Consider the following 22,516-nt stretch of genomic DNA (forward strand, 5'->3'; position numbering starts at 1 on the left):
ATCTACGAGGGCGAGGTCCGCTACGCCCGCGACGCCTTCGAGGGCCTGCGGCTGATGGACGCCCTCATCGCCGTCAAGCGCGGCGTCCCCGGCGCGAGCCTGCCCGAGCTGAAGCAGCGCCGCGTGGCCAAGCGGGACACTCCGGCCCTCCAGGCGGAGGAGCCGCAGGAACCCGGCGGCCGGTCCGACGTGGCCGTGGACAACCCCGTCCCCACCCCGCCGTTCTGGGGCACCCGCGTGATCAAGGGCATCCCGCTCAAGGACTACGCCTCCTGGCTGGACGAGGGCGCCCTCTTCAAGGGCCAGTGGGGCCTGAAGCAGGCCCGCGCCGGCGGGGCCACGTACGAGGAACTGGTCGAGAGCGAGGGCCGTCCGCGCCTGCGCGGCCTCCTGGAGAAGCTGCACACCGAGAACCTGCTGGAGGCGGCCGTGGTCTACGGCTACTTCCCCTGCGTCTCCAAGGGCGATGACCTCATCATCCTCGACGAGCAGGGCAACGAGCGGACCCGCTTCACCTTCCCGCGCCAGCGCCGTGGCCGGCGCCTGTGCCTCGCGGACTTCTTCCGCCCGGAGGAGTCCGGCGAGACCGACGTCGTCGGCCTCCAGGTGGTCACCGTCGGCTCGAAGATCGGCGAGGCCACCGCCAAGCTCTTCGAGTCCGACTCCTACCGGGACTACCTGGAGCTGCACGGCCTGTCCGTCCAGCTCGCCGAGGCCCTCGCCGAGTACTGGCACGCGCGGGTCCGCGCGGAGCTCGGCTTCGGCGGCGAGGACCCCGACAAGGTCGAGGACATGTTCGACCTGAAGTACCGGGGCGCCCGCTTCTCCCTCGGCTACGGCGCCTGCCCCGACCTGGAGGACCGGGCCAAGATCGCCGACCTCCTCCAGCCGGAGCGGATCGGCGTCCACCTCTCGGAGGAGTTCCAGCTCCATCCGGAGCAGTCCACGGACGCCCTGGTGATTCACCACCCCGAAGCGAAGTATTTCAACGCACGCTGATACGGACCGGCGTACACTGGTCGGTCCCGTACAGGCCGGTCACCTGTTCCCGAGGGGATGCTCCCGCGGGTCGAGGTGGCCGGCCTTGTCGTCCCCCAGAGAGGCGCCCGCATGACCAGCACCGTTCCCGCATCCGTCACCCGCACGGCCGACGGGCACGCTCTGCAGGCAGTGCTGCTGGACATGGACGGCACCCTCGTCGACACCGAGGGCTTCTGGTGGGAGATCGAGGAGCAGATCTTCCGCGAGCTCGGCCACAGCCTCGAGGAGTCCTGGCGGAACGTGGTCGTCGGCGGCCCCATGAGCCGCAGCGCCGCCTTCCTGATCGAGGCGACCGGCGCCGCCATCGGCCTCGCCGAGCTCAGCGTCCTGCTCAACGAGCGCTTCGAGGCCCGCATCGCCGACCGGGTCCCCCTGATGCCCGGCGCCGAGCGCCTGCTGAGCGAGCTGGCGCGGCACAACGTGCCCACCGCCCTGGTGTCGGCCTCCCACCGCCGCGTCATCGACCACGTGCTGCGCACCCTCGGCCGCGACCGCTTCACGCTGACGGTCGCCGGCGACGAGGTGCCCCGCACCAAGCCCCACCCCGACCCGTACCTGATCGCCGCCACCACCCTCGGCGCGCACCCCTCGCGCTGCGCCGTGATCGAGGACACCGCCACCGGTGTCGCCGCCGCAGAGGCCGCCGGCTGCCGCGTCGTGGCCATCCCCTCCGTCGGCGGGATCGAGCCCGCCCCCGGCCGCACCATCGTGCGCTCGCTCGAGGAAGTGAACCTCCCCTTCCTGCGCTCCCTCATCACTCCGATGAACTGAGCGCGCACGCTCCGTACCGAACGGTACGGGGGTGAGACGGAGGTCCGACGAGAGGATCTTCCGCCATCCGCGCCGGAGGCCGGAATTCCATCCTCCTCATCCGTGTCCACCCGGGTGACGTTGGTCACCCGCCAAGCCCCCGTCCAGCCCGTCCACAGGCTCCGGGGGCTTCCCTTGTGTCCGGTTTGATCATCTCCTGACCGCATCTGCGAGGACTCCGGCATAAGCGGTAAGTCCGCACCCATCACGGTGCGATTACACCCCAACTCCTGCCAGTTCCAGCCATCCCGCCCCAGGCCACTAATGTCGACGCGGGCACTCCGCACGCACCTTGCCGCACCGGACGCACACCCCTGCGCCGGTACGAGCGTGGACCGATCGTCAAACACCGGCCCGATCGTTCCGCCCCGAACGGGCGACCGCCGCGCAGTGCCCTCTACGCCGCTTTGAACAAGTGCCGGGTGAGGGAGTACTTCCAGCATGAACCGCAAGACCATGGTGCTGACGGCCGCGATCGGCCTGCTCACCCCCGCGCTGTCCGCGTGCGGCAGCGCGAGCGGCGGAGGAGCAGCGTCCGGAGCGATCGTCGTCGGTACCACCGACCGGTTCGAGGCAGCCGACTACGCCCCCGCCCCCGTCGACCCCGCGTACGCCTACGACGCCGGCGCCTGGAACATCCTGCGCCAGACCGTCCAGACGCTCGTGCGCACCCCGCGCGGCGGCGGCCAGCCCGTCCCCGAAGCCGCCTCCGACTGCCGCTTCACCGACACCGGCAACGAGAGCTACCGCTGCACCCTGCGGCCCGGCCTGAAGTTCGCGAGCGGCGACCCGGTCACCGCCAAGGACGTCAAGTTCTCCATCGACCGCGTCCTCGCGATCAAGGACGAGAACGGCCCCTCCTCCCTGCTCTCCACCCTCGACACCGTCGAGGCCAAGGGCGCCGACACCGTCGTCTTCCACCTCAAGACCGCCGACGCGACCTTCCCGTACAAGCTGGCCACCCCCGCCGCCGGCATCGTCAGCGCGAAGAGCTACGACGCCAGGAAGCTGCGTCCCGGCTTCGCCGTCGACGGCTCCGGCCCCTACACGATGAAGGCCGAGGTCAAGGACAACCACCTCGTCCGGGCCGTCTTCACCAGGAACCCGCACTACAAGGGCGACATCAAGCCGCAGAACGACAAGGTCGAGCTGCGCACCTTCGCCGACTCCGCCGCCATGGGCAAGGCGCTCACCGACGGAAAGATCCACGTGGTCTCCCGCACCCTGTCGCCCGCCCAGATCACCGAGTTCGCCAAGCAGCCGCCCAAGGGCGTCAAGCTGACCCCGATGCCCGGCCTGGAGATCCGCTACATCGGCTTCAACACCGACGCCCCGGCCGTCAACAACAAGGCCGTGCGCCAGGCCCTCGCCGCCGCCGTCGACCGCAACAACGTCATCTCCAAGGTCTACGGGAAGGCGGCCCAGCCCCTCTACTCGCTGGTCCCCACCGCCGTGCCCGGCCACGTCAACTCCTTCTACAACAAGTACGGCGAGGCCAACACCGCCAAGGCCGCCGAGCTGCTCAAGGCCGCCGGGGTCAAGACGCCCGTCAAGCTGACCCTGAACTACACCACGGACCACTACGGCGACGGCACCGCCGCCGAGTTCGAGGCCCTCAAGGCCCAGCTGAACTCCACCCAGCTGTTCGACATCACCGTCCAGGGCAACGAGTGGGGCGACTTCCGCCCCGCCCAGAAGAAGGGCGACTACGCCGCCTACGGCCTCGGCTGGTTCCCCGACTACCCGGACGCCGACAACTTCCTCGCCCCCTTCCTGGAGCAGGACAACTTCCTGGGCACGCCGTACGCCAACACCGCGGTGCGCACCAGGCTCATCCCCGAATCGCGCCGCGCGGCCGACCGCAACGGCGCCGTGCCCGCGATCACGGAGATGCAGGACATCGTCGCCGAGGACGTACCCGTCCTGCCCCTGTGGCAGGGCAAGCAGTACGTCGCCGCACGCGACGGGATCACCGGAGTGGAATGGTCGGTCAACGCCATCTCCGACCTCCAGCTGTGGGAACTCGGCCGGGGTGTCAGCGGCTGAGACCGGCAGCAACCGGCGGCGGACGTCGCAGGCCGGCGCAACGACCAGACAAGACTGTGAAGGACATTCGCGTGAAGAGACGTAACCAGTGGTTGGCAGCCCCCCTCGGCGCGGCCACTGCCGCAGCGCTGCTCAGCGGTTGCGGGTCGCAGGACGGCTCCGCCGCCGGCAACGGCAAGGGCGTGGTCATGGGCATATCCGACAAGGTGAAGTCCACCGACCCCGCCTCCGGCTACGACCCGGGCTCCTGGCTGCTCTTCAACAACGTCTTCCAGTCCCTGCTGACGTTCCCGAAGGGCGGCACCACCCCCGAGCCCGACGCCGCCCAGGCCTGCAACTTCGAGGGCGGTGACAGCAAGGTCTACAAGTGCGTCCTGCGCACCGGCCTGAAGTTCAGCAACGGCGACAGCCTGACCTCCAAGGACGTCAAGTTCTCCTTCGAGCGCACGCTGAAGATCAACGACGAGAACGGCCCGGCCGTCATGCTCTCCTCCATCGCGAGCATCGACGCCCCCGACGAGAAGACCGTGGTCTTCAAGCTCAAGTCCTCCGACGCGACCTTCCCCAGCAAGATCGCATCGGGCGCCGGCGCCATCGTCGACCACCGCGAGTACCCCGCCGACAAGCTCCGCACCGACAACAAGGCGATCGGCTCCGGCGTCTACAAGCTGGACGCCTTCAGCGAGAAGAGCGCCAACTTCTCGGTCAACGACTCCTACAGCGGCAAGGCCAAGGCCAAGAACACCGGCGTCACGCTGAAGTTCTTCAACGGCGACCAGGCCGGCCTCAAGACCGTCCTGGAGAGCGGCGACGTCGACTTCGCCTTCCGCGGCCTCGCCGCCAAGGACATCGCCGGCCTCGCCGCCACCAAGACCGGCGACAACAAGGTCGACGTGGTCCAGGGCACCGGCGCCGAGGTCCAGCACATGGTCTTCAACGTCAGCGACCCGGTCGTCGGCAAGCTGCCCGTCCGCAAGGCGATCGCCTACCTCATCGACCGCGAAGCGCTCGTCAAGGACGTGTACGCGGGCACCGCCGCCCCGCTCTACTCGATCGTCCCCGCCGGCATCGCCGGACACACCACCCCCTTCTTCGACCGCTACGGCGGCAGCCCCCAGGTCGAGAAGGCCAAGGCGGTCCTCAAGGCGGCCAACATCTCCGGCAAGATCAAGCTGACCCTGTGGTCCACGCCGGCCCGCTACGGCCCGTCCACCGACCACCAGTTCCAGGTCATCGCCAAGCAGCTCAACGACAGCGGCCTCTTCGAAGCCGACGTCAAGTCCGTCGAGTTCGAGCAGTACGAGAAGGACATCCAGGCCGGCAAGTACGGCGTCTACGTCAAGGGCTGGGTCCCCGACTACCCGGACGCCGACAACTTCACCCAGCCGTTCTTCGGCCCGGACAACGTCCTGCACAACAACTACGACAACAAGGAGATCAGCGGGAACATCATCCCGGCGACCTCCACGAAGTCCGACCGCACCGCGGCCAACACCGACTACACCCGCCTCCAGGACATCGTCGCCGACGAGATCCCGGTCCTCCCGCTCTGGCAGGGCAAGCAGTACGCCGTCGCCCGCCAGAACGTGACCGGCCTGCAGTGGTCCCTGGACGCCTCCACGGTCTTCCGCTTCTGGGAGATCAAGAAGGGCTGACCCGCCCCGGACACGGCTCCGCCCCGGCACCCTTCCCGAGTGCCGGGGCGGAGCCGTGTCCGCGAGCCCGCTACTGCGCGCCCGGACGGACCAGGCCGCTCTCGTACGCGTACACCGCCGCCTGCACCCGGTCGCGCAGGCCCAGCTTCGTCAGCACGTGCCCCACGTGCGTCTTCACCGTCGTCTCGCTGACGAACAGGTCCGCCGCGATCTCCGCGTTCGACAAACCCCGCGCCACCAGCTTCAGCACCTCCACCTCACGCTCGGTCAGCGTCCCCAGCATGTCCGGCAGGCTCTCCTCACCCGACGGCAGATGCCCCGCGTACTTGTCCAGCAGCCGCCGCGTGATGCTCGGCGCGAGCATCGCCTCGCCCGCCGCCACCACCCGGATCGCCTGCACCAGCTCGTTCGCCGGGGCGTCCTTCAGCAGGAACCCGCTCGCCCCCGCCCGCAGCGCCTCCACCACGTACTCGTCCAGGTCGAACGTGGTCAGCACCAGCACCTTGGCCGGCCCGTCCCGGTCCGGGCCCGTGATCTGCCGGGTCGCCTCCACCCCGTCCATCCGCGGCATCCGGATGTCCATCAGCACCACGTCCGGCTGCAGCGCCCGCACCTGCTCCAGCGCCTGCAGACCGTCCCCGGCCTCACCCACCACCACCAGGTCCTGCTCCGCCTCCAGGATCATCCGGAAGCCGGTGCGCAGCAGTGGCTGGTCGTCGACCAGCAGGACGCGGATCGCCACGGGGTACCTCGTATTCGTCGGGCGGCAACGGCGGACGCCGCCCATTCTGCCCTGGCCGGACGATCAGCCTCCCGCCGGATCCGCCCCGCTCCTGGGCGAGATCACCAACGGGTAGACCGGGGGAGTGCCCCCGAACTCCGGACACACCGCCCGGTGGTCGCACCAGCCGCACAGCTTCGTCGGCCGCGGCCGCCACTCACCCGTCTCCGTCGCCACCCGGATCGCCTCCCACAGGGCGTGCAGCTTGCGCTCCACCCGCTCCAGGTCCGCCACCACCGGGTCGTACGTCAGCACGTCCCCGCTCCCCAGATACACCAGCTGGAGCCGCCGCGGCACCACCTGCCGCAACCGCCACACCACCAGCGCGTAGAACTTCATCTGGAACAGCGCACCCTCGGCGTACTCCGGCCGCGGCGCCTTGCCCGTCTTGTAGTCGACGATCCGCACCTCACCCGTCGGCGCCACGTCCACCCGGTCGATGATCCCGCGCAGCCGCAGCCCCGACTCCAGCTCCGCCTCCACGAAGAACTCCCGCTCCACCGGCTCCAGCCGCGTCGGATCCTCCAGCGTGAACCAGCGCTCCACCAGCGCCTCCGCCTCCGACAGCCAGCGCGCCAGCCCCGCCCCCTCGTCACCCTCCGGGAACAGCTCCGCCAGCTCCGGCTTCGCCTCCAGCAGCCGCTCCCACTGCCCCGGCAGCAACTCCTTCGCCCTCGGCACCGTCCGCTCGTGCGCGGGATGGTCGAAGAGCCGCTCCAGCACCGCGTGCACCAGCGTCCCCCGCGTCGCCGCCGCACTCGGCTTCTCCGGAAGCCGGTCGATCACCCGGAACCGGTACAGCAGCGGGCACTGCATGAAGTCACCGGCCCGCGAGGGGGACAGCGAGGTGGGGCGGGAAGCGCCCGCGGAAACATCCGCGGAACCGGCGCCGGGCGTCGTCGTCATGCGTAAAACCCTACGACCCGCCGCGGACGGCACGCGCATACCATCGACTCCTGGCCCCTCGCACTGCATGATCGGAGCATCACACCCCGCAACGGAGCAGCAGCGCGGAGCGCCACCCACGCGACGTGGACCACACTGGAAACAACGCACCGAACGAAGGAAAGCCGTGGCAGACACCGACGAATCCGGCGAGCGCAGGGCCAAGCGCTCCGACCCGGGCGGCGGGATCCTCATGGGCCGCCCCTTCGGCGTGCCCGTGTACGTCGCGCCCAGCTGGTTCCTCGTCGCCGCCCTCATCACCTGGGTCTTCGGAGACCAGCTCGACCGGGTCCTGCCCGACCTCGGCCCCGCCCGCTACCTCGTCTCCCTCTTCTTCGCCGTCGCCTTCTACGCCTCCGTCCTCGTCCACGAGCTCGCGCACACCATCGCCGCCCTGCGCTACAAGCTCCCCGTGCGCCGCATCCAGCTCCAGTTCTTCGGCGGAGTCTCCGAGATCGAAAAGGAATCCGAGAGCCCCGGCCGCGAATTCGTCCTCGCCTTCGTCGGCCCCCTCCTCTCCCTGGCCCTCGCAGGCCTGTTCTACCTCGGCATGACCGCCGTCGACCCCGCCACCGTCCCCGGCGTCCTCCTCGCCGGCCTGATGATCTCCAACCTCCTCGTCGCCGCCTTCAACCTCCTGCCCGGCCTGCCCCTCGACGGCGGCCGCATGCTCCGCGCCGTCATCTGGGGCATCACCGGCAAACCCATGACCGGCACCATCGCCGCCGCCTGGGTCGGCCGCGCCCTCGCCGTCACCGTCCTGCTCGGCCTGCCGCTCCTCACCCACACCGGCGCCCTCGGCAACCCCGCCCAGGAGATCGGCGGCATGGACACCGTCATGGACGCGCTCCTCGCCGCCATCCTCGCCGCGATCATCTGGACCGGAGCCGGCAACAGCCTGCGCATGGCCCGCCTGCGCGAACACCTCCCCGAACTACGGGCCCGCACCCTCACCCGCCGCGCCGTCCCCGTACAGAACGCCACCCCGCTCTCCGAGGCCCTGCGCCGCGCCAACGAAGCCGGAGCCCGCGCCCTCGTCGTCGTCGACGGACAGGGCGACGCCACCGCCATCGTCCGCGAGACCGCCATCGCCTCCGTCCCCGAACACCGACGCCCCTGGGTCGCCGTCAGCACCCTCGCCCAGGACCTCACCGACGGCATGAAGGTTTCCGCCGACCTCACCGGCGAAGAACTCCTCGACCACCTCCGCGCCACCCCCGCCACCGAGTACCTCGTCCTCGAACCCGGCGGCGAGATCTACGGCGTCCTGTCCGCCCTCGACGTCGAGAAGGCCTTCGTGAAGGCCATGGCGCGGCCCCAGTCCTGAAGCCAATACACTGGTCACATGTCCGAACCGACCGGTGCCGCCCGCCGACGCGGGCCCTTCGAGGTCGGGGACCAGGTTCAGCTCACCGACCCCAAGGGCCGCCACTACACGTTCACGCTCGAAGCCGGGAAGAATTTCCACACCCACAAGGGTTCCTTCCCCCACGACGAGCTGATCGGTGCTCCCGAGGGCAGTGTTGTCCGTACCACGGGGAACGTCGCGTACCTCGCGCTGCGCCCCCTGCTCCCCGACTATGTCCTGTCCATGCCCCGCGGTGCCGCCGTGGTCTACCCCAAGGACGCGGGCCAGATCCTGGCCTTCGCCGACATCTTCCCCGGCGCCCGCGTCGTGGAGGCAGGAGTCGGCTCCGGCTCCCTCAGCAGCTTCCTGCTGCGCGCCATCGGCGACCAGGGCATGCTCCACAGCTACGAGCGCCGCGCGGACTTCGCCGAGATCGCCACGGCCAACGTCGAACGCTACTTCGGCGGACCCCACCCCGCCTGGCAGCTGACCGTCGGCGACCTCCAGGACAACCTGTCCGACACCGACGTCGACCGCGTGATCCTCGACATGCTCGCCCCGTGGGAATGCCTGGAGGCCGTCTCCAAGGCCCTCGTCCCCGGCGGCATCCTCTGCTGCTACGTGGCCACCACCACCCAGCTCTCGCGCACCGTCGAGTCCATCCGCGAGTTCGGCTGCTACGCCGAACCGCAGCCGTGGGAATCGATGATCCGCAACTGGCACGTCGAAGGCCTCGCCGTCCGCCCCGACCACCGGATGATCGGCCACACCGGCTTCCTGGTCACCGCCCGCCGCCTCGCCGACGGCGTCGAGCCCCCCATGCGCCGCCGCCGCCCCTCCAAGGGCGCGTACGGCGAGGACTACGAAGGCCCCGGCAGCGACCGCTCCGCGTAGCCGCCCCGCCGCAGCCGCCCCGCGCGGCCGTCCGGCCAACACGAAAGCGCTGTGGCTCAGTTCCCCGTCCGATGCGGGAACTGAGCCACAGCGCCTTTTCGTTGCCGGGAACGGCCCCGCGCACAACCGGTGCGGACCCGGCCGTTCCAGCCCGGTGTGAGGTATGGCACGATGCTGGCTCCCCGTCACCCTTCGCACAGGAGACACCCGGCGTGCTGCACAGCCCCACCGACCTGGCGCACCGTCGCACCAGGCCCCTCCACTGGCTCGCCACGGCCACCGCCCTCGCCGCCGTCATAGCCGGCGCCGGCCTGCTCCAGCCCGGCCGCGCCACCGGAGCCACTCCCGCGACGGGCCTCCCGGCCGGCGTCCCCGCCGCCGCCCCGGGCGGCCCGCCGCCCGCCGCCCCCGACGCACAGGCGGCCGCGTACCCCCTGGACTGCAAGGGCGCCCCGCACACCGTCACCGCGACCGCCCAGGGCGACCTCGACGGCGACGGCCGCCCCGAGACGGTCGCGGCCGTCCGCTGCGACGCCGGCTCCGGCACCCCGCCCCACGCGCTCTACGTACTGGCCCGGGACCCGCAGGGCCCGGCCCCGCGCGTCGTCGCCACGCTCCTCGACACCGCGCTCCGCCGCACCGCCACCGAGCTCACCGTCCGCGACGGACTCGTCACCGCCCGCCTGCTCGGCTACTCCTCGCCGTCCGTACCGCGCTTCAGCCCCGACGTGGAGCAGCTCGCCAAGTGGCGCTGGACCGGCGGAAAATTCCGCCAGGAGCTGACGGACTCCGCCGCCGGAAGTGTTTGAACCGTCACTCCGCGTCCGGGCCGTACACCTCGACCCCGTCCGAAACGCGCCTTACGTGGATGCAGTCACCCGGGCATTCCTTCGCCGAGTCGACCACGTCCTGAAGCAGCACCAGAGGAACCGGAGTGGTCGCCCCCGCCTCCTGCAGCAGCTCGTCGCCGGCGCTCTTCACGTACGCCAGACCGTCGATGTCCAGCTCGAACACCTCCGGGGCGTACTGCACGCAGATGCCGTCGCCGGTGCACAGGTCCTGGTCGATCCAGACCTCCAGCGGCTCCCCGGCCCCGTCGGAACCACCCGTCGGGGCCTCCTGCTGCACGGTCATATCTCCTGCCGTTTCCTGCTCTGAGTGATCCGACCCGGCCACAACTCGCGGCAAGTCGCGCGGGCTCTGACGGGTGTTGAACGCTTCGACCTTACAACCGGCTGCTTTCCGATGTTGAAGGGTGGGTATTTCCCTGGCGTGAGGGAGTACGCAAGGGTGAAGATCGGACACACCTCTACCGTCTTTGTGATCTAGGGGTTTCAATCACCACCAGCCCAGGTAGGGTCAGGAAGCGTCCAGCTCCCCTTGGAGGAGGTGAGGACCGTGGCAGCCCACGACGACGACATCAACCGCGGCATCCGGCCCGGGCGAGGGTCTGAGGACCCCGCTGGCCAGGTTGCCTATCTCGAGCAGGAAATCGCCGTCCTGCGACGCAAGCTCGCCGACTCTCCGCGGCACACGAGGATTCTCGAAGAGCGGATCGTCGAGCTCCAGACGAATCTGGCAGGCGTCTCCGCGCAGAACGAACGACTGGCGAATACCCTCCGTGAGGCCCGCGACCAGATCGTGGCCCTCAAGGAAGAGGTCGACCGGCTCGCACAGCCGCCGGCCGGCTTCGGTGTCTTCCTTCAGGCGAACGAGGACGGCACCGTCGACATCTTCACCGGAGGACGCAAACTCCGCGTGAACGTGAGCCCCAGCGTCGAGCCGGAAGACCTCCGGCGCGGCCAGGAGGTCATGCTCAACGAAGCGCTCAACGTGGTCGAGGCCATGGAGTTCGAGCGGGCCGGGGACATCGTCACCCTCAAGGAGATCCTCGAGGACGGCGAGCGCGCCCTGGTGGTCGGGCACACCGACGAGGAGAGGGTGGTGAGGCTCGCCGAGCCGCTCCTGGACATCACCATCCGCCCCGGCGACGCCCTCCTGCTCGAGCCCCGCTCCGGCTACGTCTACGAGGTCGTCCCCAAGAGCGAGGTCGAGGACCTGGTCCTCGAAGAGGTCCCGGACATCGACTACGAGAAGATCGGCGGCCTGGGCGACCAGATCGAGCTGATCCGCGACGCGGTCGAGCTCCCGTACCTCTACCCCGACCTGTTCAAGGAACACGAACTGCGGCCCCCCAAGGGCATCCTGCTCTACGGTCCGCCCGGCTGCGGCAAGACGCTCATCGCCAAGGCCGTCGCCAACTCCCTTGCCAAGAAGGTCGCGGAAGTGACCGGGCAGGCAGCCGGCAAGTCCTACTTCCTGAACATCAAGGGACCCGAGCTCCTCAACAAGTACGTCGGCGAGACCGAGCGGCACATCCGCCTCGTCTTCCAGCGGGCCCGGGAGAAGGCGAGCGAGGGCACCCCCGTCATCGTCTTCTTCGACGAGATGGAATCCCTCTTCCGCACCCGCGGATCCGGAGTCAGCTCGGACGTGGAGAACACCATCGTCCCCCAGCTGCTCGCCGAGATCGACGGCGTGGAAGGCCTGGAGAACGTCATCGTCATCGGCGCCTCCAACCGCGAGGACATGATCGACCCGGCCATCCTGCGCCCCGGCCGCCTCGACGTGAAGATCAAGATCGAGCGCCCGGACGCCGAGGCGGCGAAGGACATCTTCGCCAAGTACCTCAAGGCCTCGCTCCCGCTCCACACGGACGACCTGAGCGAGCACTCCGGCTCGGCCCAGGTGGCCGTCCACAGCATGATCCAGACCGTCGTCGAGCAGATGTACGCCGAAACCGAGGAGAACCGCTTCCTCGAGGTCACGTACGCCAACGGCGACAAGGAAGTCCTCTACTTCAAGGACTTCAACTCCGGCGCCATGATCCAGAACATCGTGGACCGGGCCAAGAAGATGGCCATCAAGGCCTTCCTCGAGCACAACCAGAAGGGTCTGCGGGTCTCCCACCTCCTCCAGGCGTGCGTGGACGAGTTCAAGGAGAACGAGGACCTGCCCAACACCACCAACCCGGACGACTGGGCCCGCATCTCCGGAAAGAAGGGCGAGCGGATCGTATTCATCCGCACGCTCGTCACCGGAAAGCAGGGCGCCGACACCGGGCGCTCCATCGACACGGTGGCGAACACAGGCCAGTACCTCTGATGAAGCGAGGCGGCCGCGGATGCCCCACACGGCACCCGCGGCCGACTGCTTTACCACTCCGTAATACCGCAAGCCTTACCGCCCGCCCTTTTCAGCCGGTGACAAGGCAAATCCAATGACTGAAATGATCTCCCCACCAGCGCGGAGTGGTTCTAGGCTCTTCCGTACCGCCGGCCGCGCAGTGCGGGGACGGGCACCGCACATGACGCACCGGAGCACCAGCGGTACTTGAGCGCCGCTCCCGAACGGGAGCGCCGCCGGGCAAGGAGGGCCGCATGACCGTACGGCGAGTAATGGGGATCGAAACGGAGTACGGGATCTCCGTTCCGGGGCACCCGAACGCCAATGCCATGCTCACCTCGTCCCAGATCGTCAACGCCTACGCGGCGGCGATGCACCGGGCGCGACGCGCCCGCTGGGACTTCGAGGAGGAGAATCCGCTGCGGGACGCCCGCGGCTTCGACCTCGCCCGCGAGGCCGCCGACAGCAGCCAGCTCACCGACGAGGACATCGGCCTGGCCAACGTCATCCTGACGAACGGCGCACGGCTCTACGTCGACCACGCGCACCCCGAGTACAGCTCGCCCGAGGTCACCAACCCCCTCGACGCCGTGCTCTGGGACAAGGCAGGCGAACGGATCATGGCCGAGGCCGCCGAGCGGGCCGCCCAGCTGCCCGGCGCCCAGCCGATCCACCTCTACAAGAACAACACCGACAACAAGGGTGCCTCCTACGGCACGCACGAGAACTACCTGATGAAGCGGGAGACCCCCTTCTCGGACATCGTGCGCCACCTGACCCCCTTCTTCGTCTCCCGCCAGGTCGTCACCGGCGCCGGCCGCGTCGGCATCGGCCAGGACGGCCGCGAGCACGGCTTCCAGATCAGCCAGCGGGCGGACTACTTCGAGGTCGAGGTGGGGCTGGAGACCACCCTCAAGCGCCCCATCATCAACACCCGCGACGAGCCCCACTCGGACGCCGAGAAGTACCGCCGCCTCCACGTGATCATCGGCGACGCGAACCTCTCCGAGATCTCCACCTACCTCAAGCTGGGCACGACCTCCCTGGTCCTGTCGATGATCGAGGACGGCTTCATCACCGTCGACCTCGCCGTCGACCAGCCCGTGCGCACCCTCCACCAGGTCTCCCACGACCCCGGCCTCCAGCACCTGATCACCCTGCGCAGCGGGCGCACCCTGACCGCCGTGCAACTCCAGATGGAGTACTTCGAGCTGGCCAGGAAGTACGTGGACGAGCGGTTCGGGACGGACGCCGACGATCAGACCAAGGACGTCCTGGGCCGCTGGGAGGACGTGCTGGGCCGGCTGGAGACCGACCCGATGAGCCTCGCGGGGGAGCTGGACTGGATCGCCAAGCGGGAGATCCTGGAGGGGTACCGCAGGCGCGACGGACTCGGCTGGGACGCGGCGCGGCTGCACCTGGTGGACCTCCAGTACTCGGACGTACGGCCCGACAAGGGCCTGTACAACCGCCTGGCGGCCCGCGGCAAGATGAAGCGGCTGCTGGAGGAGCCGGCCGTGGAGCGGGCCGAGGGCAAGCCGCCGGAGGACACCCGGGCCTACTTCCGGGGCCGGTGCCTGGAGCAGTACGCGGACGACGTGGCGGCGGCCTCCTGGGACTCGGTGATCTTCGACCTCCCGGGCCGGGACTCCCTCCAGCGGGTGCCGACCCTGGAGCCCCTGCGGGGGACGCGGAACCACGTCAAGGAGCTCCTGGACCGCTGCCGCACGGCGGAGGACCTGGTCCGGGTGCTTTCGGGGCAGTGAAGGGGCCTGAAAGGCCCCCGTCCAGGGAATCATGAAGAGACCCGGACGTTGTGAAAGTACGGGGACGAACGCCGGACCCTCCTTGTAGGGTCCGACGTAGGGTCTGATCTTGAGAGGTCCCGAATCCCGGGGTCTCTCCGTGTGAGCGTGCGAACCGAGCGGGGTGAGGTAGACATGGCGACCAAGGACACCGGCGGCGGACAGCAGAAGGCGACGCGCTCGACCGAGGAGGTCGAGGAGGCGGCGGTCGAGGAATCGACCGACCTCAAGGAGCGCCAGGAGAAGCTCTCCGACGACGTCGACTCCGTACTCGACGAAATCGATGATGTGCTCGAGGAGAACGCCGAGGACTTCGTTCGGAGTTTCGTCCAAAAGGGCGGCGAGTAACCTTCGAATCGAAGGTGAAATCGGGGATGGGTTCTGGGATTGTCGGAGACGAAGCGTTGTGTGCGGTGCGGCGAGACCAAGCCCTGCGCGGCGTTCGGCATTAAGCGGTCGAACATGGACGGCCTGCAGCGCCACTGCAGGGACTGCGCCATGAGGCGTCACCTCAAGGCGTTGTGTGTGGAAGTGCCGGAAGCGCACAAGTTCTGCACCCGCTGCGGGGAGGTGAAGCCGCACTCCCAGTACCACCGCAAGGCGTCTGCCTCCGATGGCCTCCATGCGCGTTGCAAGGCGTGCCGGGCCATCGAGGGGCGGGCGGGCCACCTGAGGCGCAAGTACGGGCTCACCGAGGTCGAACGTGACCAGATGATCGCAGAGCAAGGTGGCGTTTGCTGCCTCTGCCTTCGCGCTCCGGCCGTGCATGTGGATCACTGCCACAAGACGGGTAGGGTCCGTGGCGTACTTTGCTTCAACTGCAACACGGGCCTTGGCCTATTGAAGGAAAACCCCGACCGCATCCGTCGGGCGGCCGAATACCTGGAGGGACACGCGTGGAAGCCAACAATCGTGGCACAGGGCGTCTACCGGCAGCCTTCCTGACGCCGGGGTCGTCGTCCTTCATGGACTTCCTGGGTGCGCACGCGCCCGAGATGCTGCCCGGGAACCGGAAGCTGCCCGAGGGGATCGTCGAGGCGCCGCACGGGACGACCATCGTCGCCGCGACCTTCCCCGGCGGGGTCGTGCTCGCCGGCGACCGGCGGGCGACCATGGGGAACATGATCGCCCAGCGGGACATCGAGAAGGTGTTCCCGGCCGACGAGTACTCCGCGGTCGGCATCGCCGGCACGGCGGGCCTGGCCGTGGAGATGGTCAAGCTGTTCCAGCTGGAGCTGGAGCACTTCGAGAAGGTGGAGGGGGCGACCCTCTCCCTGGAGGGCAAGGCGAACCGGCTCTCCACCATGATCCGGAGCAATCTGGGGATGGCGATGCAGGGCCTGGCCGTGGTTCCGCTCTTCGCGGGGTACGACGAGGCCAAGGAGAAGGGCCGGATCTTCTCCTACGACGTGACCGGCGGCCGTTCCGAGGAGCACGGTTACGCCGCCACCGGTTCCGGTTCGATCTTCGCCCGGGGCTCGATGAAGAAGCTGTACCGCCCCGACCTGACGGAGGAGCAGGCCACGACGCTGGTCGTGCAGGCGCTGTACGACGCCGCCGACGACGACTCGGCGACCGGCGGACCGGACCTCTACCGCAAGATCTTCCCCATCGTCACCGTCATCACCGACGAGGGTTTCCGCAGGCTGGACGAGACGGAGTCGCAGGATCTCGCCCGCCAGGTCACGGACCGCCGGCTCCAGGAGCCCGACGGGCCGCGCGCAGCCCTGCTCTGACCAGTCCTCCTCTCGTCGCCCAGAAGAAAGGGACGGATAACCGGTGTCGACTCCGTTCTATGTGTCACCCCAGCAGGCCATGGCCGACCGGGCGGAATACGCCCGGAAGGGCATCGCCCGCGGCCGCAGCCTCGTCGTGCTGCAGTACGCCGACGGCATCGTGTTCGTCGGCGAGAACCCGTCCCGTGCGCTGCACAAGTTCAGCGAGATCTACGACCGGATCGGCTTCGCGGCCGCCGGCAAGTACAACGAGTACGAGAACCTGCGGATCGGCGGCGTGCGCTACGCCGATCTGCGCGGGTACACCTACGACCGTGACGACGTGACGGCGCGTGGGCTGGCGAACGTGTACGCGCAGACGCTCGGCACCATCTTCTCCTCGGCCGGTGAGAAGCCGTACGAGGTGGAGCTGGTGGTGGCCGAGGTCGGTGCGACGGCGGCCGGGGACCAGATCTACCGGCTGCCGCACGACGGCTCGATCGTGGACGAGCACGGTTCGGTCGCGGTCGGCGGCAATGCGGAGCAGATCAGTACGTACCTGGACCAGCGGCACCAGGACGGCATGAGCCTGCCGGACGCGCTGAAGCTGGCCGTGCAGGCGTTGTCGAGCCAGGCGAACGGCGCGGACAAGACGATTCCGGCGGACCGGCTGGAGGTGGCGGTGCTGGACCGGACGCGGGCGCAGCAGCGCAAGTTCAAGCGGATCCGGGGCCGGCAGCTGGCGCGGCTGCTGGAGGCGGACGTTCCGGCGGCGGTCCAGGCGGATGCCGTGTCGAACGACGAGGCGGCGGAGGACGACGCCGAGTAGGGCCGTGGTGTCCGGGCCCCGGTCCGTCCCTGTGGGGGTGGGCCGGGGCTTTCGTGTGTCTCAGGGGGTGGGTGCGGGGCCGGTGGAGTCGCGGACGGTGAGTTCGACCGGGATGTCGGGGGCCGTCCAGGGGGTGCCGTCGAGGACGGCGAGGAGGGCGGTCATGCCTTGTTCGCCGACGCGTTCGGCGGGGAGGCGGACGGTGGTGAGTTCCGGTTCGACGGCGGTGGCGAGGGCGAGGTCGTCGAAGCCGGTGACGGAGAGGTCCTCGGGGACGCGCAGGCCGAGGCGGCGGGCGGCTTTGCAGACGCCGGCGGCGAGGATGTCGTCGTCGCAGACGACGGCGGTGGGCCGGTTCCGGGGGTCGGCCAGGGCGGTTTCGGAGGCGGTGCGGGCGGCGTCGACGGTGAGGGGGGCCCGTACGGTGTGCAGCTCGGTGTGGGGGCCGAGGAGGGTGGTGAGGGTGCGGGCGCGGATGTGGAAGGTCCAGGAGTCGACGGCGGCGGCGAGGTGGAGGAAGCGGCGGTGGCCGAGGCCGAGGAGGTGTTCGGCGGCTTGGCGGACGCCGTCGGTGATGGCGAGGTTGACGTGGGCGGCGGCTCGGCCGGAGGTGGGGTCGCTGTCGAGCATGACGAGGGGGAGGCCGTCGCCGCCGAGTGCGTCGAGGGCGTCGGTGGCCATGGAGGAGGCGATGACTCCGTCGAGGGCGGCGCGGGCGGAGGCGAAGGGGTCGCGGGCGGGGCCGGTGCCTTCGGGGGAGGGGTAGAGGACGACGCCGAAGCCGTGTGCGGAGGCGACGCGGGCGGCGCCGGTGTAGACGCGGGCGAAGAATTCGTTGGTGAGGGCGGGCACCACGAGGAGGGCGGTGCGGGTGCTGCCGAGGCGTAGGTTGCGGGCGGCCAGGTTGGGGCGGTAGCCGAGGGCGGTGGCGGCTTCGCGGACGAGGCCGGCGGTGCGTTCGGAGACGCGGCCGCGCCATTTGTCGCCGAGGACGAGGGAGACCGTGGCCTGGGAGACCCCGGCGGCGGTGGCGACGTCGCGGCTGGTGGGTCTCGTCACAGGGTGCTCCTGAAGTGCGAGGTGGGGCGGGTCGGGGCGGTCGGCCGGGTGGACCCGGGGTCTGTCGCCATGGTACGTATGACGTGTCTCGTTATACGTATTACCCCGGAGGGTTCCGGGTAGAAGGGGGCGGTCATGGCCGCGGGTTACGCGGAGCTGCTCAGGACCCGGTACGCCGCGAGGCTGCTGGTGGGCACGCTGATAGGCCGGCTGCCGAACGCCACGGCGGCCATCGCGATCGTCCTCTTCATCCGCCACGAGGGCGGCAGCTACACCCTGGCGGGCGCGCTCGCGGCCGCCTACGGGCTGGCGAACGCCGTGGGCCAGCCCCTGCTGGGCCGGGCGGTGGACCTGTACGGGCAGCCGCGCGTGCAGCTGCCGGCGGCGCTGGTGTCGGCGCTCGGCATGGTCTGGCTGGCGGTGGCGGGCACGGGCTCGGTGGCGGCCGCGTATGCGGCGATGGTGGTGGCCGGGCTGTTCACACCGCCGCTGGAGGGTGGTCTGCGGGCGCTGTGGCCGGGCGTGCTGGGCGGCCGTGAGGAGCGGGTGCACGCGGCGTACGCGATGGACGCGGTGGCCCAGGAGGTCATGTACACGGTCGGCCCGCTGTTGGTGACCCTGTGCGTGTCCCTGTGGTCGCCGGCCGTGGCGCTGCTGGTGCTGAACGGTGTCGGGCTGCTGGGGGTGCTGTCCGTGGTGGTCTCGGAGCCCTCGCGGACCTGGCGCTCCGCGCCGCGTGAGGCGCACTGGCTGGGCGCGTTGCGCTCGCGCGGGCTGCTGGCCCTGCTGGGGGCGTTCTTCTTCGTCGGCATGGCGCTCGGCTCGATCGCGGTGGCTGCGGTGGCGTACGCGGACGGGCACGGGGGCCAGGCGGTGTACGGCTGGCTGATGGCGGCGCTGGGTCTCGGCGCGCTGGCCGGCGGGGTGTGTTATGGCGCGCGCCAGTGGGCGGGTGCGCCGGAGCGGCGGCTGCGGGTGCTCGTGGCGCTGCTGGCGGTGTGCTACCTGCCGCTGATGCTGGACGTGGGTCCGGTGGCGATGACGGCGCTGGCGGCGGTGGCGGGCGTGTTCCTGGCGCCTTCGCTGGCGTGTGCGTTCATCGTGGTGGACCGGCACGCTCCGGCGGGCACGGTCACGGAGGCGTTCTCCTGGTTGGTGACCTTCTTCGGGGTGGGCGCGGCCATCGGTACGGCGGTGGCGGGTCCGGCGCTGGAACTGGGCGGTACGGCGGCCGGTTTCGCGGTGGCCTGCGGGGGTGGCGCGGCCGCGCTGCTGGTGCTGATGCTGACTCAAGCCGCGCTGGCCGGGGCGGGCCGCAGCCTGGCGGTGGCGGGGTCGGCGGAGGCCGTTTCGGAGCCGTTGATCAAAAACTGACCTGAACGCCGGTCTCGAACCCGGTTTCAGAAGAGGGCAGAAGGCGTAATGTTCAGTCATGGACCGCCGCATTTTCGGGCTGGAGAACGAGTACGGCGTCACGTGCACGTTCAGGGGACAGCGCCGACTGTCTCCTGACGAAGTGGCGCGCTACCTCTTCCGCCGTGTTGTGTCATGGGGCCGCAGCAGCAATGTGTTCCTGCGGAACGGCGCCCGCCTCTACCTCGACGTGGGTTCGCATCCGGAATATGCAACTCCCGAATGTGACAACCTGACCGAACTGGTCACTCACGACAAGGCCGGCGAGCGCATTCTCGAAGGCCTGCTCGTCGATGCCGAACGCCGCCTGCACGAGGAGGGAATCGCGGGCGACGTCTACCTCTTCAAGAACAACACCGACTCGGCGGGCAATTCGTACGGCTGTCATGAGAACTATCTCGTGGCCCGGCACGGAGAATTCTCCCGTCTGGCGGACATCCTGATCCCGTTCCTCGTCACGCGCCAGCTGATCTGCGGTGCGGGCAAGGTGCTGCAGACGCCCAGGGGCGCGGTCTACTGCGTCAGCCAGCGGGCCGAGCACATCTGGGAGGGCGTCAGTTCCGCCACGACCCGCTCCCGGCCGATCATCAACACGCGGGATGAGCCGCACGCCGACGCGGAGCGCTACCGCAGGCTGCACGTCATCGTCGGCGACTCGAACATGTCCGAGACGACGATGCTGCTCAAGGTGGGCGCCACCGATCTCGTCCTGCGGATGATCGAGGCGGGCACGGTGATGCGGGACCTGACGCTGGAGAACCCGATCCGGGCGATCCGCGAGGTCAGCCACGACATCACCGGCCAGCGCAAGGTGCGTCTGGCCAGCGGCCGGGAGGCCTCGGCGCTGGAGATCCAGCGGGAGTACTTCGACAAGGCCCTGGACTTCGCCGAGCGCCGGGGCATCCGCACCGGGGTGGTGGAGCAGGTCCTGGAGCTGTGGGGCCGCACCCTGGACGCCATCGAGGCCGAGGACCTGGACCGGATCGGCACGGAGATCGACTGGGTGATGAAGTACCAGCTGATCGAGCGGTACCGGGCCAAGCACAACATGACGATGTCCAACCCGCGGGTCGCCCAGATAGACCTCGCGTACCACGACATCCACCGCCGCCGGGGCCTGTACTACCTGCTGGAGCGCAAGGGCCAGGCGGCGCGGGTGTGCAACGACCTGAAGATCTTCGAGGGCAAGTCGGTGCCCCCGCAGACCACCCGGGCCAGGCTGCGCGGCGACTTCATCCGCCGGGCGCAGGAGCAGCGGCGGGACTTCACGGTCGACTGGGTGCACCTGAAGCTCAATGACCAGGCGCAGCGCACGGTGCTGTGCAAGGACCCGTTCCGGTCGGTGGACGACCGGGTGGAGAAGCTCATCGCCGGCATGTGAGGTGGTGCGGCCGAGGACCCCGTGCGCTGTGGCGTACGGGGTCTTCGCACGCCACGGCCTTGTCGGAGAGGGGCCAGCCCGTAGAGTGGGCCGCTACGACGGACCATTCCAGCGACCCTGAGGACCATTGTGCGACGCCGACTTGCTGCCGCGCTCATCGTGCCGGCTCTGATGCTCACCGCGGCCTGCGGAGGGGGCGACGACTCCGGTAAGAAGGACTCCTCCGCCTCGCCGTCGGCCGATGCCGCGAAGGCCGAGGTTCCGAAGCCGGTGGCGTCGGCCGACCCGATGCCGACGGTCGCCGGCGAGGCCGGGAAGAAGGCGGAGATCACCGTCCCCAAGGGCGAGCCCAGCGGCAAGTTCGTGGTGAGCACCGTCAAGGAGGGCACGGGACCGGAGATCAAGAAGGACGATCTCGTGGTCACCAAGTACACCGGCAAGGTGTGGAAGAGCGGCAAGGAGCTGTCCGGTTCCTACGACCCGGAGGGCCAGCCGCTGGTCGTCCCGGCCGGTTCGGCGCAGATCCTGCCGCTGTTCAGCGACGCGGTGCTGGGCAAGAAGGTCGGCAGCCGGGTGCTGGTCGTCGCCCCGCCGGCGGCGGCCTTCGGTGAGCAGGGCCAGCCGCAGCTGGGCGTCGGCCCGAAGGACAACCTGGTGTTCGTCCTCGACGTGGACTCGGTGCTGCCGAAGAAGGCCGAGGGCACTCAGGCGCCGATCCCGTCGGACCTGCCGCAGGTCAAGGCCGACGAGGAGAAGGCCGCTACGATCATGGTCCCGAAGAACGACCCTCCGAAGGAGCTGGTCGACAAGGTCCTGATCGAGGGCAAGGGCCCCGAGGTCAAGTCCGGCCAGACCGTGTACATGCAGTACAGCGGTGCGGCGTGGGCGCCGAACCAGGGCAAGGACGCGGCGAAGCTGTTCGACACCTCGTGGAAGACCGGCGCGCCGTTCTCGACCAAGATCGGTCAGGGTCAGGTCATCGAGGGCTGGGACAAGGGCCTGGTGGGCAAGAAGGTCGGCAGCCGCGTGCTGCTGGTGATCCCGCCGGAGCAGGCGTACAAGGACCAGGCCAAGGGTGAGGACCTGCCGGCCAACTCCACGCTGGTCTTCGTCGTGGACATCGTCGGAGCAGTGTAAGACTGTTCCGGTTGTACATCGTTTCGTACGTATGAGGAGCAGTTCCGTGCGCGAGCTCGAGAAGCCCGAGATCGACTTCCCCGAGGGCCCGGCCCCGACCGACCTGGTCATCGAGGACATCTGGGAGGGTGACGGCCCGGTGGCCGAGGCCGGCAAGAAGGTCTCGGTCCACTACGTGGGCGTGGCCTTCTCCTCCGGTGAGGAGTTCGACGCCTCCTGGAACCGCGGTGCGCCGCTGCAGTTCATCCTGGGCATCGGCCAGGTCATCCCGGGCTGGGACCAGGGCGTCCAGGGCATGAAGGTCGGCGGCCGCCGCAAGCTGACGATCCCCGCCCACCTCGCGTACGGCGACCAGGGCGCCGGCGGCGCCATCAAGCCGGGCGAGACGCTGATCTTCGTCTGCGACCTGATGGGCGTCTGATCTCACCCGGTGTGATCATGGAGGGCCCCCGCCGTGAGGCGGGGGCCCTC

General features: G+C 69.5%; 21 protein-coding genes. 17 read left to right on the forward strand and 4 right to left on the reverse strand.

All coding sequences use genetic code 11. The features are described from left to right. The 4 genes from AB0D45_RS27775 to AB0D45_RS27790 form a co-directional block, all read left to right on the forward strand. Window positions 1–999, forward strand: a 999-nt coding sequence (locus AB0D45_RS27775) for a vitamin B12 dependent-methionine synthase activation domain-containing protein (RefSeq protein WP_362463958.1), incomplete at its 5' end; no start/stop codon positions are given. A gap of 111 nt (window positions 1,000–1,110) precedes the next feature. After that, on the forward strand, window positions 1,111–1,812 hold the full coding sequence (locus AB0D45_RS27780; protein ID WP_361610654.1) for an HAD family phosphatase: 702 nt from the start codon (window positions 1,111–1,113) through the stop codon (window positions 1,810–1,812). A 480-nt stretch (window positions 1,813–2,292) separates the two neighbouring features. Further along, on the forward strand, window positions 2,293–3,897 hold the full coding sequence (locus AB0D45_RS27785) for an ABC transporter substrate-binding protein (RefSeq protein ID WP_362463961.1): 1,605 nt from the start codon (window positions 2,293–2,295) through the stop codon (window positions 3,895–3,897). A 71-nt stretch (window positions 3,898–3,968) separates the two neighbouring features. After that, complete coding sequence (locus AB0D45_RS27790) at window positions 3,969–5,552, forward strand: ABC transporter substrate-binding protein (RefSeq protein WP_362463964.1); 1,584 nt, start codon at window positions 3,969–3,971, stop codon at window positions 5,550–5,552. A gap of 70 nt (window positions 5,553–5,622) precedes the next feature. Here AB0D45_RS27790 and AB0D45_RS27795 read toward each other — a convergent pair whose 3' ends face one another. Further along, the gene (locus tag AB0D45_RS27795; protein ID WP_361606423.1) at window positions 5,623–6,294 is read right to left on the reverse strand and encodes a response regulator transcription factor; all 672 of its coding nucleotides are present in this window, start codon (window positions 6,292–6,294) and stop codon (window positions 5,623–5,625) included. Window positions 6,295–6,357: 63 nt separating this feature from the next. Beyond that, window positions 6,358–7,239 carry a RecB family exonuclease gene (locus AB0D45_RS27800; protein WP_361606426.1) on the reverse strand — a complete coding sequence of 294 codons (882 nt, stop codon included), beginning with the start codon at window positions 7,237–7,239 and terminating at the stop codon, window positions 6,358–6,360. Between the two features lie 67 nt (window positions 7,240–7,306). Here AB0D45_RS27800 and AB0D45_RS27805 point away from each other — a divergent pair, with 67 nt between their 5' ends. From AB0D45_RS27805 to AB0D45_RS27815, 3 genes are all read left to right on the forward strand, one after another. Continuing rightward, window positions 7,307–8,605, forward strand: coding sequence for a site-2 protease family protein (locus AB0D45_RS27805; protein ID WP_362463967.1), 1,299 nt, complete (start codon window positions 7,307–7,309; stop codon window positions 8,603–8,605). Between the two features lie 18 nt (window positions 8,606–8,623). Then, window positions 8,624–9,520 (forward strand): tRNA (adenine-N1)-methyltransferase, encoded by an 897-nt coding sequence (locus tag AB0D45_RS27810; RefSeq protein ID WP_007263187.1) that lies wholly within the window; start codon window positions 8,624–8,626, stop codon window positions 9,518–9,520. 212 nt (window positions 9,521–9,732) lie between these two features. After that, the gene (locus AB0D45_RS27815) at window positions 9,733–10,329 is read left to right on the forward strand and encodes a hypothetical protein (protein WP_361606432.1); all 597 of its coding nucleotides are present in this window, start codon (window positions 9,733–9,735) and stop codon (window positions 10,327–10,329) included. Window positions 10,330–10,333: 4 nt separating this feature from the next. Here the strand turns inward: AB0D45_RS27815 and AB0D45_RS27820 are convergent, their stop codons facing one another. After that, window positions 10,334–10,654 carry a ferredoxin gene (locus tag AB0D45_RS27820; protein ID WP_361606435.1) on the reverse strand — a complete coding sequence of 107 codons (321 nt, stop codon included), beginning with the start codon at window positions 10,652–10,654 and terminating at the stop codon, window positions 10,334–10,336. Window positions 10,655–10,918: 264 nt separating this feature from the next. On the opposite strand from AB0D45_RS27820, the gene arc reads away from it, so the two are divergent. The 6 genes from arc to prcA all read left to right on the forward strand — a co-directional run bounded on the left by arc (window position 10,919) and on the right by prcA (window position 17,055). Further along, on the forward strand, window positions 10,919–12,685 hold the full coding sequence (gene arc, locus AB0D45_RS27825; protein WP_361606438.1) for a proteasome ATPase: 1,767 nt from the start codon (window positions 10,919–10,921) through the stop codon (window positions 12,683–12,685). 275 nt (window positions 12,686–12,960) lie between these two features. Then, window positions 12,961–14,472, forward strand: a complete 1,512-nt coding sequence (gene dop, locus AB0D45_RS27830) for a depupylase/deamidase Dop (RefSeq protein WP_361606441.1) — start codon at window positions 12,961–12,963, stop codon at window positions 14,470–14,472. Window positions 14,473–14,646: 174 nt separating this feature from the next. After that, window positions 14,647–14,859, forward strand: coding sequence for a ubiquitin-like protein Pup (locus AB0D45_RS27835; RefSeq protein WP_030233608.1), 213 nt, complete (start codon window positions 14,647–14,649; stop codon window positions 14,857–14,859). Window positions 14,860–15,009: 150 nt separating this feature from the next. Next, entirely contained in the window at window positions 15,010–15,456 is a 447-nt protein-coding gene (locus tag AB0D45_RS27840) for an endonuclease VII domain-containing protein (RefSeq protein ID WP_362463974.1), read from the forward strand. Continuing rightward, entirely contained in the window at window positions 15,408–16,247 is an 840-nt protein-coding gene (prcB, locus tag AB0D45_RS27845) for a proteasome subunit beta (protein ID WP_361606448.1), read from the forward strand. The genes AB0D45_RS27840 and prcB overlap by 49 nt, the downstream gene beginning before the upstream one ends. A 43-nt stretch (window positions 16,248–16,290) precedes the next feature. Next, complete coding sequence (gene prcA / locus AB0D45_RS27850) at window positions 16,291–17,055, forward strand: proteasome subunit alpha (RefSeq protein ID WP_361606451.1); 765 nt, start codon at window positions 16,291–16,293, stop codon at window positions 17,053–17,055. Window positions 17,056–17,115: 60 nt separating this feature from the next. Here the strand turns inward: prcA and AB0D45_RS27855 are convergent, their stop codons facing one another. Continuing rightward, the gene (locus AB0D45_RS27855) at window positions 17,116–18,114 is read right to left on the reverse strand and encodes a LacI family DNA-binding transcriptional regulator (RefSeq protein ID WP_362463978.1); all 999 of its coding nucleotides are present in this window, start codon (window positions 18,112–18,114) and stop codon (window positions 17,116–17,118) included. Between the two features lie 135 nt (window positions 18,115–18,249). Between AB0D45_RS27855 and AB0D45_RS27860 the strand changes: the two genes are divergently transcribed. The 4 genes from AB0D45_RS27860 (at window position 18,250) to AB0D45_RS27875 (ending at window position 22,466) form a co-directional block, all read left to right on the forward strand. After that, window positions 18,250–19,488, forward strand: coding sequence for an MFS transporter (locus tag AB0D45_RS27860; RefSeq protein WP_362463981.1), 1,239 nt, complete (start codon window positions 18,250–18,252; stop codon window positions 19,486–19,488). 58 nt (window positions 19,489–19,546) lie between these two features. Then, a complete protein-coding gene (gene pafA / locus AB0D45_RS27865) occupies window positions 19,547–20,908 on the forward strand; it encodes a Pup--protein ligase (protein ID WP_361606460.1) in 1,362 nt (453 codons plus the stop codon). Between the two features lie 129 nt (window positions 20,909–21,037). Further along, complete coding sequence (locus AB0D45_RS27870; RefSeq protein WP_362463984.1) at window positions 21,038–22,045, forward strand: FKBP-type peptidyl-prolyl cis-trans isomerase; 1,008 nt, start codon at window positions 21,038–21,040, stop codon at window positions 22,043–22,045. A gap of 31 nt (window positions 22,046–22,076) precedes the next feature. Beyond that, complete coding sequence (locus tag AB0D45_RS27875; protein ID WP_362463987.1) at window positions 22,077–22,466, forward strand: FKBP-type peptidyl-prolyl cis-trans isomerase; 390 nt, start codon at window positions 22,077–22,079, stop codon at window positions 22,464–22,466. The last annotated feature ends 50 nt before the right edge of the window (window positions 22,467–22,516 follow it).

Source organism: Streptomyces sp. NPDC048352 (assembly GCF_040651895.1).
Taxonomy (GTDB): Bacteria; Actinomycetota; Actinomycetes; order Streptomycetales; family Streptomycetaceae; genus Streptomyces.